The sequence below is a fragment of the Pedobacter sp. AK013 genome (genome assembly GCF_014205835.1).
Lineage (GTDB): Bacteria > Bacteroidota > Bacteroidia > Sphingobacteriales > Sphingobacteriaceae > Pedobacter.
In genome coordinates this window covers 14,247-27,101 of sequence record NZ_JACHCQ010000035.1, presented here as the reverse complement: position 1 = coordinate 27,101, position 12,855 = coordinate 14,247, and the positions used below count along the sequence as shown (strand labels likewise).

Sequence of the window (12,855 nt, the reverse complement as noted above, 5' to 3'; positions counted from 1 at the left end):
ACTTTATAAGCCAACTCAAAATGAAAAAACTAAGTAAAATACCAGTTAAACTCGCTATCCTATTTTCCTTACTGCTAATTTTAACTCAACATGCGCAAGCTGATGACCATATTGCTGCACACAGGCACCTGGCAGACCCTGCCACATTGGTCTATAACGGACGAGTTTATTTATATGCATCTAACGATGATGACAACACAGATGACAAGGATAGCGGTTATAAAATGAAATCGATCGTCTGTATTTCTAGTAGTGATATGAAAAATTGGACCGATCACGGTGTCGTTTTTGAGGCACCCCGTGATGTAAGTTGGGCAAATAGAACCTGGGCGCCTTCAGTTATCGCCAGAAATGGCAAAATTTATCTTTATTTTGGTAATGGTGGATCAGGTATTGGTGTAGCTACATCGTCCTCTCCAATCGGCCCGTTTAAAGATCCATTGGGTAAAAAACTAATTGATAATGAAACCCCTGGTGTACAACCTGCAAAAAACATGTGGTTATTCGATCCAATGGCTTTTTTGGATGATGATGGACAGGCATATTTATATTTTGGGGGCAATGGTGAAGATAATATGCGGGTAATTAAACTGAATGAAGATATGATCAGCGTAAATGGTCAGGCAAGTTCTTTTCATGTGCCTGCCTTTTTTGAAGCTTCATGGATGCATAAACGAAACGGCAATTACTATTTTTCGTATTCCTCTAATCCTAAGGCAGAAATGAGGATTGACTATATGATGAGTAAGAGTCCAACCACTGGATTTGTCTATAAAGGCGTTATAGGCGCCCAACCACCAAATAATAACAACAATAATCACCATGGGATATTTGAATTTAAAGGAAAATGGTACCATGCCTATCATAACAGACTTGTGGCTATAAAAAAAGGTATCCCGCCTGTGTACAAACGGAACCTGGCCATTGAAGAGTTGACTTACAAGCCAGATGGTTCGATTGTTCAGATCAGTTATACCGCAAATGGCGTAACACAAATTGGCGCCGTAAATCCTTATCAACGAAATGAGGCAGAAAGCATGCAGGATCAAAACGGGATTATGACTAAAAACACGGACGACGGTGGAATGCAGATTTCGAGCATGAAAAATAACAACTGGATCAAAATTCAAGGCGTAGATTTTGGAAAAAAAGGTCCAAAAGATTTTAGCGCAAGAGTGAGCGGTCTCTCACCAGGCACCAGCCTTGAAGTACGCGTAGGCAGTTTAGATGGAAAACAAATTGCAAAACTAGCTTCTACTGGTGATCAGGCAACCGACTTACAAATACGTTCTGGAAAAGCCGAACTAATCCAAGGTAAACAAGATTTGTATCTTTTGGTATCTGGCGGTGATACCTCTGCTGCAATTGACATAGACTGGTGGCGTTTTCAGCAACGTTAAACGTCCAGGCATTTTAAGCGGCATATAATAACGTGAAGGCTCGGAGCGAGCAGTCCGGAACATTGGATAAAATACTTTAAAGCATTATACAGAAAGAAAATGGCATGTATTAAAAGGATGGTTATCGTTGCATTGCTGATGCTAAGTCACGCAACAATATCAAAAGCTGAAGATGGCCAAGCACTATGGCTCCGAAACCATTCTGCAATAAAAGTTAGTATCTCCTGTACGGTCCACTCCCCTGTTATAGACCTTGCAACAGATGAACTCAAAAAAGGCTGGTTGGGCAGGGAGAACATGGCCTTAAAACTTAATCTAAGCAAAAATCCCGCTATCAAAGGCGATGGATTCCAATTAGAAGAATCAGCAATCAATGCCCGCACAGCATTGGGTTTATTATATGGCACTTACGAATTATTGAGGCTTCAATACCTTAAGCTCCCACAGCGCAATTTTATTTCAAACCCTTCCTACTCCAGAAGAATCCTCAACCATTGGGATAACCTGGATGGCAGCATTGAAAGAGGTTATGCCGGAAACTCAATATTTTGGGGCAATACCGCTAATGGATTGGATATTACGAATCAGGACCGAGAAAAATGGAAAGCTTACGCCAGGGCAAATGCATCAATTGGTATTAACGGTGCTGTTTTAAATAATGTAAATGCATCTGCAAAAGTTCTTACCGAAGCTTACCTGGAAAAAGTAAAGGCAATTGCAGAAAGTCTGCGTCCTTATGGAATAAAAACCTATTTATCCGTTAATTTTTCATCGCCTGTGCTTATCGGCAAGTTAAAAAAGGCAGATCCCTTAGATCCCCAGGTTCAACAATGGTGGAAAGATAAAGTAGCGGAAATTTATAAACTCATCCCTGACTTTGGAGGATTTTTGGTTAAAGCAAACAGCGAAGGACAACCCGGACCGCAGGATTACGGAAGAACCCACGTTGATGGCGCAAATATGCTGGCTGATGCCTTGGCTCCTTTTGATGGAATAGTGATGTGGCGTGCCTTTGTTTATAATCCATCTCCCGAAGACAGAACCAAACAGGCTTACAAAGAATTTTTACCACTTGATGGCACTTTCAGGAAAAATGTAATTTTACAGGTAAAAAATGGCCCACTCGATTTCCAGCCAAGAGAACCCTTTAGCCCATTGTTTGGGGCAATGTCGAAGACACCGGTTATGCCTGAATTTCAAATCACCCAAGAGTATCTGGGCGCTTCCAAACAACTTGTTTTTCTCTCTACTTTATGGGAAGAATGTTTAAATAGCGACACTTATAAAATTGGGAAAGGCAGTACCGTTGCCGCCTGCACCGATGGTTCATTAAGTAAAACTGATTTTACCGCCATTGCAGGGGTGGCTAACATTGGTAATGATGTAAACTGGACCGGGCATACTTTTGCACAGGCAAATTGGTATGCATTTGGACGCCTGGCCTGGAATAACAAACTAGAGAGCAAAGTGATAGCCACAGAATGGATAAAACAGACTTTTCTCGATTATAAAGAAAAAATAACCGACGCTAACTTTGTCAAAACCACTCAAAATATTATGCTGGAAAGCAGGGATGCAGCAGTTGATTATATGATGCCACTGGGACTTCACCATATTTTCGCCGAAGGTCATCATTATGGCCCTGCACCATGGTTTTCTAACGATAAAATCCGTCCAGATTGGACCTCTGTCTATTACCACAAGGCAGACACTGGAGGGATAGGTTTTGACAGAACCCGTAATGGAAGCGATGCGGTTGACCAATATCATGAACCATTAAGTTCAACCTTCAATAACCTATCCAGTTGCCCGGAAATGTATCTACTTTGGTTTCATCATGTGCCTTGGTCTTACCGTTTAAAAAATGGAAAGGATTTGTGGACAGAACTATGCGTTCGCTATGACCATGGCGTTCAGACGATCAGATTTTTTCAAAAAGACTGGGACAAAATGAAAGGGTCAATAGACAGTGAACGTTTCACAGAAGTGCAATCTAAACTCCGAACGCAATGCAGGGATGCTCAAATCTGGAAAGATGCTTGCTTACTCTATTTCCAGCAGTTTAGCAAAAGGGAAATTCCGTTTGAAATTGAGCGCCCCATCCATGATCTTCAATCGCTGAAGGAACTGACTAAAAGCCGGGATTATCAGTAGAAAAAAAGAGGCTGTATCGGCAATATAGAATTTGTTATCCTAAGTGGTAATTATTGCATTAATAGTGGATATCAGGAGAATTTAACGTTTGGATCTCTTCGATGAATCGTCATTTCGACCGAGCGGAGAAATCTTTTAAGGTTGGTTTCAATAACTTAGTCCAAAGATCTCTCCGTTTCGTTGCGCTTCAGTCGAGGACGACTAGTCTATTGTAATCTGTCAATGTGGTTAATAGTGCAAATTAACATATAACCCAGCTTTGCATCCTTTGCCCAAAAAACTTTGTGTACTTTGCGGTTAAAAAAGAAAAAAGAGGAGCGTAAAAAACATCTCCCCATATCGCTCTACAGCTTTCAGGCTTCACTTACTCTTCAAAAACCAGTACAAAACCATCATTCCCTTTCATACTTAAATCTAATTTGCCATTCGGTCCTACTTTAACTTCTTCCGATTTTAGATTAACTTCAGCAGTACCTTCAGAGAAAATCAACCGAGCCTTTTTATTGGCCAAAAAAGATAAATTAAGAGATAAATCTCTGCGTTTGTTCTCGCCATTAATACCAGCTATGTACCATTTTTTTCCGCTTCTACGGGCAACAACATCAAATTGCCCCGGGTAACCGTCAATAAACCGTGTATCATCCCAGTTTTTTGGCAATTCCATGAGGAAGGTTTTAACAAAATCAGGTACATGAGACATACCGGAAGGTGTTTCTGCAAAATGCTGTATGCCTGAAAGAAAAACGACAGCGGTGGCCAGTTCAAAAGCTGGAGTAGTCACCCTTTTTATCCCTGGGATTTTATACAATACCATTGGCGTAAAATCCATCGGATCAAAAGCATTACGCACCATCGCACTCATCACCGCATGTGAAGGGGCTTTATTAGCAGCATTCTGGTCGAAGGAAATCATCTCGTATCCAAATACCGCCTCAGCGGTCATTAAATTAGGATAAGTCCGTTGCAAACCTCTTGGCAGGGTGGCACCGTGAAAATTGACCAGTAATTGATAATTAGCGGCGTCTTCCAAAATATCCCGATAATAATTGATCATCGACTGTCCGTCTCCGGCAAAAAAATCTACTTTTATACCCTTTATACCCATTTCTTTTAAACGGGCAAATTCCTCAACTCTGCTTTGATGGGTCAACAATTTATCTCGGGGCGTAAATTTTACCGTATTCCAGTTTCCGGCAGAATTGTACCAAAGCAGCAGGCCAACGCGCTTTTCCTTTGCATATTTGGCAAGCACGGCAACAGAATCGTAACCTATAGTTTTATCCCAGTTCGCATCGATTAAACTATACTGCCAATTCATCTCCGCAGCATAATCAACATATTTTTTCTGCACGGGATAGATTGTTGCGGCATCTTTTTCCAGCACCCAACTCCATGCCGCCTTTCCAGGCTGAATAAATGCTTTGTCCATTGCTTTTGCCGGCTGGGCAAGATCAGTTCCCAGGGTAGATTCAGAAATTGTCTTTAAATCGCCAATGGCCATAATTCTCCAGGGCGTTTTCCAGGGCAAAACCGATTCAGGCAGTATAGCAGCTCCCGGAATCCCTTCGGCTGCTTGAGGAAAATTAACCCGATATTCATTATCAACTGAGTTTTGGGCCAAAGATGTTCCGCAGTAACCCCGCCCCAGATCTGCTTCGGTGAGGAGCATCCAAACCTGATCTAATTTAAATAAAGCCGGATATACCCAGCCATTTGAGCTGCCCGAAGGCGTTCCCACCGGGATATCCATATTGTAATGCTCCTCGTAAGAAGGATTGGTATGCTCAAAACCTGTCTGCGCATCGGCTTTAGGTTGCAACCAAGCCTTTGTTCCAGCTAAAAAGCGGAAACTGGTCGATTCGCTTACAATCTTTTTTACAGATTTATCTTGCTCAGGAAACTCATATCTGAAGGCCACCCCATCGTCAGCCATCCTAAAAATAAGATTCATACGGCTCCCTTTATTGGTTCGAAATTCAAACGTTGTTTCGATGGCTTTATAAGTGATGGAACTTTTTTTCGCATTTACCATCGTATAATTTTGGGTCACCGCAGTGGGCTTAGATACTTTGGTTAATACAAGTCCCTTTGAGAAATCCTCATCCTCGCGCACAAGGCCTAGTTTCGAATCGGCAAGTACCAGCTTGCCCTTATATAAAACCATATAATTTAATTTTTTCGGGCTACACACCAGCTCCAGGTTTTTATTGGGGCTAAACAGTTTATAGTTGTTGGTTTGTGCTACGCCTATTTCACAGCACATCATCAGGCCGATGAGGCCAATTAATATTCTCATGGTTTACTTGTATAAGTGAATGATTGTAATTGGTAAACTATTTTATTTTTTATACAGGGTGTAGGTTTTCCCCACTTCAGTTTTAATATCATACAATTGAGTTTCAGGCAAATCGATAGATCCGCCAGGCGCCAGTTTGGAAATACTCGGTTTTGGCGTTTTTGTAATCAAGAAAAAAGGATTTTGATTCTCACCAGTGGCATTTTTGGCTTCAAGTTTGGATAAATTTAATTGATTAGGTACCCTGATCCGTAAATTTCCGCCCAGGTGCGATTTAATCACCAGTTTAGTGATCATACCGTTTACCCATTCTAGTTTAACAATATCAAATCCACCTTTTGCCCTTAAACCACTAACATGTCCATTTGGTTTCCAAACATCGGGAAGTGCAGGCAGAAGTTGAATAGCGCCATTATCTGATTGCATCAGCATTTCTGCAATACCAGAAGTGCATCCAAAATTACCATCAATCTGAAAAGGCGGATGCGCATCAAAAAGATTATTGTAAGTGCCCCCACCCGCCCGGTTTCCTCCCACAGGCGTTAACTGGTTCTGAATAAGTTTGTATGCATGGTTTCCATCCAATAGTCTTGCCCACCAGTTCACTTTCCATCCCATACTCCATCCTGTAGAAATATCGCCTCGCTGGATGAGTGTCTTTTTCGCCGCTAAATACAACTCTGGTGTTTGGTATGGCGATATTTGAGCAGATGGAAATAAACCATATAAATGAGATACATGCCGATGGTTATCATTTGGATCGTCAATATCATCGATCCACTCCTGCAACTGGCCATATTGCCCAACTTGCATTGGGGGGAGCTGGCTACGCATCTTTTTCAAAGTATCAACTAAGGCTTTATCTTCACCAAGAATTTCCCCCGCACGGATGACGGTGCTAAAAACATCATATACAATTTGATTACTCATTGTTGTTCCGGCATCGAGTGAAGAGCCCTGATGCGCTGGAGGGGCATTTTCCGGAGACATATCTGGATTAATGACCAAAAACCCTCTTTTAGGATCTTTAACCAGGAAATCAACATAAAACATCGCCGCTCCTTTTAAAGTAGGATAGGCCAATTTAAGAAATGCTCGATCTCCGCTGTAAAGATAATGCTCCCACAGATGCTGACTGGCCCAACCTCCACCATGGCTCCACGCTCCCCAGAATGCACCATCAACAGCCCCTGTAGTTCTCCAGATGTCAGTATTGTGATGCGCCATCCAACCCCTGGCACCGTACATATCGTGGGCGGTCTGCTTTCCGGTTTCTCCCAATTCCTGAACCATTTTCAAGAAAGGCTCATGCAATTCGGCCAGATTTGTTTTCTCCGCAGGCCAGTAGTTCATCTCCGCATTAATATTAATGGTATACTTGCTGTCCCATGGTGGATATAATTTATTATTCCAGATGCCCTGCAGGTTAGCAGGCTGGCCACCAGGCTGAGAGCTCGAAATGAGTAAGTAGCGTCCATATTGAAAATACAGGGCTGCAAATTGCGGATCATTAACTGAATTGAAATTTTTGAGCCTGATATCAGTAGGCACCTGTTCAAAATCTGTAGCGCCCAAGGATAAATCTACCCGATCAAAATATTTGTGATATTGTAATTGATGTGCTTTTAAAATCGTTTCAAATTTTTTCGGGAACGCACGGTTTAGCATTTCCCTGGCCTTTAATTTTTCATTCCCGCTAATATCTCTGTAATTGATAAAGTTTGTAGCAATAGATAAATAAATGCTTACCGCGGTGGCATTTTCTACAACAATTGCACGGTCAGTACTGGAGATTTTACCGCCAATATGCTTAAATGCAGCGATCCCATTGAAGCGGACAAGGCCCGGCACGCCCTCATGCGCGGTGGAAGTTCCGGTAATTTCAATTTGCCCCGGCACTTGCGTATTAATTTTCGCACTGGGCTGAAGGGAAGATAACGAAGCCGTAAAGCTTAATGCACCTGGTTTACTCGAGCGAAGCTCAACTGCAATTACACCATCGGCCAGTGAGGCCAGAACACGCCTGATGTAAACCACATCTTTTACCTGATAGCTGGTGGTGCTTACCGCATTACTGATGTCTAGCTCGCGATAAAAGTTTGTGTAGGCTTCATGACCTGCAAAATCAAGGTGTAAATCTGCAACGGGTTGAAAAATCTGTCCCTGAGACTTTTTGCTTATAATAACTTTATTGGAGAGCAATTCTGCCTGCTTTTGTTTACCCTGAAAAATAAGCGTTCTAATGCGGGCCAGTGAATCTAATGCCAAAGGATTATCATTTCTGTTGGGGCTACCGCTCCAAAGCGTATGCTCGTTTAACTGAATAATTTCATTAACAACATTTCCGTAAACCATTGCGCCAAGCCGCCCGTTGCCAACAGGTAATGCGTTCTCCCAAATTTGGCCAGATGGCGTATTATACCATAGCTTTAATTTTGGTTTTTGCTGAGCAGCACCTGAGAAAACAACATTTACGAATAGCAGCAGGATCACAAAGTTTTTCATGGAGAAGAATAATCAGTTGTTAAGGGTTTAGACTATACTTTTGGAAGGAAGCCTGATCAACAGGTTTAAATAGCAATTGACTAAACAGGTACAGATCATTCTTCCATACTTTAAAATCGTGCACACCTGGTTCAACATAATAAATATGTGGAACATTTTTTTCTACCAGATATTCGTGGGTACGCTGAGAGAAGTTAAGCAACCTATCATTATCACCGCAAGAAATCCAAAGCAACTTAAGCATTGCTTTACCTTTGGCCGGATCTGGCAATAATTCTGCAGGTACCTTGGTATTCGGAGCAGAAGAAAAGCCACCAACCCAGGCAAATGTATCTAGATTTCCTAATCCAAAATTTAAAGACTGTCCACCACCCATAGACAATCCGGCAAGGGCACGATGGTTCCTGTCTTTAAAAACAGGGTAATTTTTTTCCACGTATGGAATCAGGTCCTGGAGCAAATCCTTTTCAAAGTTTGCAAAGGCAGCAACTTTTTCAGGGGCCATAATATTTCCCGTGGCACGATCATCTTTCATCGCCCTGCCGTTTGGCATCACCACCAGCATAGGTTCAAGCTTTCCGGCGGCATACAGGTTGTCGAAGATTACCTGAGGTTTCCCACCATTAAGCCATTCCTTTTCATCGCCACCAATACCATGGAGCAGATATAAAACCGGATATTTTTTGGTTTTTAAATAACCCGGCGGAAAATAAATAGTGGCTTTCCTGGTTACCCCAACAGTTTTTGACACATACTGGATCGTATCTATTTTTCCATGGGGGATGGTTTCCTGGTTAACATCAAAACTTGCAGGCGCCGTAGGAATCTGCTTTTGCGCGAAAACAACGGTTTGAATAAAAATCAGTGTTGCTAAGATGGAGATTAATCGTTTCATTTTTTTGGTTAGAGGTGATTGGCAGGAATAATTGATTACCCGCCAGAAATTAATTATTACTACAAACTTAAGTGCATCGCACCGCACGATGATGGAACCATTGATTATTTTGAGGACAAAAATGTTCAAAAATGCCTTTGAGCAGAACAAATCATTATTTATTTAAAAATCTTTAATGAACTTCGGTAATAGATACTTTTCGGAAAAAGGACCTAACCAGAAGGTATTTCAAAAATAATTGACCTTAAACAGCACTAAGCTAAGAAAAAATTAAAGCTGTACAACGTTTTTTGGCAATCGATTGCATGAAAAAGCCAAATTGATGCAGCAAAATAATTTTTATAGAACCCAGACTAAAAACCAAGTATGAAACACGCCATTAAAGAGCTGGAAAATATTGCTGCTCAAATTAAAAAGCAAATTAATAACATGATGATGTGCGATCAAAATATCCTTCAAAACAACACCGCCCTGCTATGAAAATGATCCAAACAATGCGCTGGTACGGCCCTAATGATATTGTTACACTAGCCCATATCCTGCAGGCAGGCTGTACCGGAGTGGTAACAGCTTTACATCACATCGCCGTTGGAGAAATCTGGTCAGAGGAAGAAATATTGACTCGTAAATCACTCATTGAATCTTCTGGCTTGGTTTGGGAAGTAGTAGAAAGTTTGCCGGTACATGAAGATATAAAAAAGAGGCAGGGCGAATATCAGCTATGGATTGAAAATTATAAAACCAGTCTGAAAAATCTGGCCAATTGCGGTATTAAAGTGATTACTTACAATTTCATGCCGGTATTAGACTGGATGCGGACCGATTTAAAATTTAAGACCAATACGGGCGCACTAGCCTTAAGATTTGAGAAAACGGCATTCATTGCTTTTGACCTTTATTTATTAAACCGACCTGGAGCAAATGCTGACTATACACCACAGGAATTGCAAGATGCCAAAAGCTTCTTTATTCAACTCAATTCACAAGAGCAGCACACTTTAATGAGCAACTGTTTGCAGGGCCTGCCAGGGAGCAAAGATCATTTTACGAAAGATCAGGTTCTTACTTTACTGGAAGGATATAAAAACATTTCAGCAGAAATACTGAGCGATAATTTAATCAGTTTTTTGCAGGAAATCACCCCAACGGCTGATCAAAGCGGGCTACAGTTGGCCATTCATCCGGATGATCCTCCCTACCCGATTTTAGGTTTGCCAAGAATTATGAGTACAGAAGAACATGCGCACAAAATATTAAAAGCAGTGCCTGCGCCATCTAATGGAATTTGTTTTTGTAGCGGTTCTTTTGGTGCCCGGTCAGATAATGATTTAAAAGGAATGATTGAGCGGTTGGGAGACAAAATATATTTTTTACACCTGCGAAGCGTTCAGCGAGAGGGTAATGGCAATTTTTATGAGGCCAATCACCTGGAAGGAAATGCTGATATGAGCGTTTTGGTCACGGCTATCCTAAAACTCATGTATACCCAAAACCGTTCCATCCCTATGCGCCCCGATCATGGGCACCAAATGCTTGATGATCTGGATAAAAGCCCCTATCCTGGTTATTCTGCCATAGGAAGGCTGAAAGGACTTGCCGAACTACGCGGACTCGAATTGGGCATCAGCCAAACTTTAAAAACAGAAAACTTATATCATTAATACAGTAGCTTTTTTTTGAGATAAAGCGCAAAAAAAACGACAAAAAAACGAGCATATTTCTTCAATAACCAAATATACAATTATGAAAAAAATCTTTTATTTATTCTTGTTATGCTTTACTACACAAGCATTTGCACAAATAAAATTTACAAATCCAATTCTTGCTGGTTTTTATCCAGATCCAAGTATCACTAAAGTAGGTACTGACTATTACCTGGTTAATTCTACCTTTTCTTATTTTCCGGGCATTCCTGTTTTTCACAGTAAGGATTTAAAAAACTGGAAACAGATTGGAAATGTAATTGAGCGAAATACGCAGATGACTTTTCTGGGCGATGGTACCTCGCGTGGTTTGTTCGCACCTTCCATTAATTACCATAATGGAACTTTTTATATCACTTGTACCAATATAGATAAGGGCGGAAATTTTGTTATGACCGCTAAAAATCCTGCAGGTCCATGGAGCGACCCAGTGTGGCTTCGCGAAGTACGAGGAATAGATCCATCTTTATTTTTTGATCAGGATAAGGCCTACATCGTATATAATAGTGATGCTCCTGACAATAAGCCACTTTACAGTGGCCACCGTACCATTCGCACATATGAATTCGACCCTACGACACTCAAAGTTGTTGGTACTGAACACTTGCTTGTAAATGGTGGAGTGGATATTTCAAAAAAACCAGTATGGATTGAGGGGCCACACATTTTTAAACGCGAAGACTGGTATTATATATGCGCTGCTGAAGGTGGAACGAGTGTAAATCATTCACAGGTTATCCTTAGAAGTCGGTCAGCTACCGGCCCATATATTCCTTATGAAAACAATCCAATTCTAACGCAACGGGATTTAGATCCAAAACGTGCGAATCCGATAACCTCAACCGGCCATGCAGAATTGGTTGAAGGGCCTGACGGAAAAACTTATGCCATTTTCCTTGCTGTACGCCCGTACGAGGGTAATTTTTACAATACAGGACGAGAAACCTTTATCGCTCCGGTAAAATGGACAAACGGGTGGCCAGTAATCAATCCAGATTTCAAAGAAGTACAATATGAATATCAGGCGGATTTTAAAGAAGTTAAACAAAAGGGTATTCCACCACAGAGTGGTAACTTTTCTTATCGCACTACATTTGATAAGGGCTTAGATCCTTCTCTTTTATTTTTAAGAAAAAACGACAGTTCATGGTATAATCTGGATAAGAAAAATGGATTTACGATGAAACTTAAGCCCGAAACCTGTATGGAAAAAACAAATCCTGCTTTTTTGGGGAAAAGACAGCAACATATGTTCTGTACGGCAAGTACAGCACTTCATTTCCTGCCGAAATCTGAAAATGAGAAAGCAGGGTTAATGATTTTCCAGGGGGAGTTTAATTTTTACTTCATGTGCAAATCCATTAAAGAAAACAAAAACGTAATTCAGCTTTTTAAAGGTGATAAGACTACAGGCACAATGGCATTACTTACAGAATTACCCCTGTTAAATTCATCAGCCGATCTCCAGTTGGAGATTGAAGCTAAAGGCGGCCGCTATGATTTTAAATACCGAGAAGGAAACAGTGACTGGCTTACTTTAAAAAAGGATGTTGATGGCAAATATTTAAGCACACAGGCGGCAGGTGGATTTATCGGTTCTCTTTTCGCGCTGTATGCTACATCATCTGGTCAACAAAGCGACAATAAAGCCAGCTTTAAATGGATTGATTATAGTGGGAAGGATAAAATCTATAATACAAAATAACGAATGTTGATCTATAGCGGCGCTTATTATTACAGGTTCCTGTAGAAAAATCGTCCTTGCGAGAAGGAATAACGAAGCAATCTTTCATGATAGTGGTCTTACTATAAAGATTGCTTCGTCGGCTGAAAAAACCTCCTCAGCAAGGACGACATTTTTAGGCTGTATAAACTGAATATAGAATTTTCATCCTGAGTCTG

General features: G+C 41.1%; 7 protein-coding genes. 4 read left to right on the top strand and 3 right to left on the bottom strand.

The features are described from left to right. Window positions 1–20: 20 nt before the first annotated feature. Both HDC90_RS20440 and HDC90_RS20435 read left to right on the top strand, forming a co-directional pair. The gene (locus HDC90_RS20440; RefSeq protein WP_184469680.1) at window positions 21–1,400 is read left to right on the top strand and encodes a glycoside hydrolase family 43 protein; all 1,380 of its coding nucleotides are present in this window, start codon (window positions 21–23) and stop codon (window positions 1,398–1,400) included. A 99-nt stretch (window positions 1,401–1,499) separates the two neighbouring features. Then, window positions 1,500–3,554 carry an alpha-glucuronidase gene (locus tag HDC90_RS20435; RefSeq protein WP_184469678.1) on the top strand — a complete coding sequence of 685 codons (2,055 nt, stop codon included), beginning with the start codon at window positions 1,500–1,502 and terminating at the stop codon, window positions 3,552–3,554. A 364-nt stretch (window positions 3,555–3,918) separates the two neighbouring features. Here HDC90_RS20435 and HDC90_RS20430 read toward each other — a convergent pair whose 3' ends face one another. The 3 genes from HDC90_RS20430 to HDC90_RS20420 are packed head-to-tail and all read right to left on the bottom strand — an operon-like array spanning window position 3,919 to window position 9,250. Continuing rightward, window positions 3,919–5,850: a glycoside hydrolase family 97 protein gene (locus HDC90_RS20430; RefSeq protein WP_184469676.1), complete on the bottom strand. Its 1,932-nt coding sequence runs from the start codon at window positions 5,848–5,850 to the stop codon at window positions 3,919–3,921. A 42-nt stretch (window positions 5,851–5,892) separates the two neighbouring features. Further along, on the bottom strand, window positions 5,893–8,355 hold the full coding sequence (locus tag HDC90_RS20425; RefSeq protein ID WP_184469674.1) for a glycoside hydrolase N-terminal domain-containing protein: 2,463 nt from the start codon (window positions 8,353–8,355) through the stop codon (window positions 5,893–5,895). A gap of 19 nt (window positions 8,356–8,374) precedes the next feature. Further along, complete coding sequence (locus HDC90_RS20420) at window positions 8,375–9,250, bottom strand: esterase family protein (RefSeq protein WP_184469673.1); 876 nt, start codon at window positions 9,248–9,250, stop codon at window positions 8,375–8,377. A gap of 476 nt (window positions 9,251–9,726) precedes the next feature. Here HDC90_RS20420 and uxuA point away from each other — a divergent pair, with 476 nt between their 5' ends. Then, window positions 9,727–10,911, top strand: coding sequence for a mannonate dehydratase (uxuA, locus tag HDC90_RS20415; RefSeq protein ID WP_184469671.1), 1,185 nt, complete (start codon window positions 9,727–9,729; stop codon window positions 10,909–10,911). 82 nt (window positions 10,912–10,993) lie between these two features. After that, complete coding sequence (locus tag HDC90_RS20410) at window positions 10,994–12,658, top strand: glycoside hydrolase family 43 protein (RefSeq protein WP_184469669.1); 1,665 nt, start codon at window positions 10,994–10,996, stop codon at window positions 12,656–12,658. Window positions 12,659–12,855: the final 197 nt, after the last annotated feature.

Bases quoted from the DNA above. Each gene is read 5' to 3' on its own strand.
- HDC90_RS20440 (WP_184469680.1), top strand. From the start codon at position 21: ATGAAAAAACTAAGTAAAATACCAGTTAAACTCGCTATCCTATTTTCC.
- HDC90_RS20435 (WP_184469678.1), top strand. From the start codon at position 1,500: ATGGCATGTATTAAAAGGATGGTTATCGTTGCATTGCTGATGCTAAGT.
- HDC90_RS20430 (WP_184469676.1), bottom strand. From the start codon at position 5,850: ATGAGAATATTAATTGGCCTCATCGGCCTGATGATGTGCTGTGAAATA.
- HDC90_RS20425 (WP_184469674.1), bottom strand. From the start codon at position 8,355: ATGAAAAACTTTGTGATCCTGCTGCTATTCGTAAATGTTGTTTTCTCA.
- HDC90_RS20420 (WP_184469673.1), bottom strand. From the start codon at position 9,250: ATGAAACGATTAATCTCCATCTTAGCAACACTGATTTTTATTCAAACC.
- uxuA (WP_184469671.1), top strand. From the start codon at position 9,727: ATGAAAATGATCCAAACAATGCGCTGGTACGGCCCTAATGATATTGTT.
- HDC90_RS20410 (WP_184469669.1), top strand. From the start codon at position 10,994: ATGAAAAAAATCTTTTATTTATTCTTGTTATGCTTTACTACACAAGCA.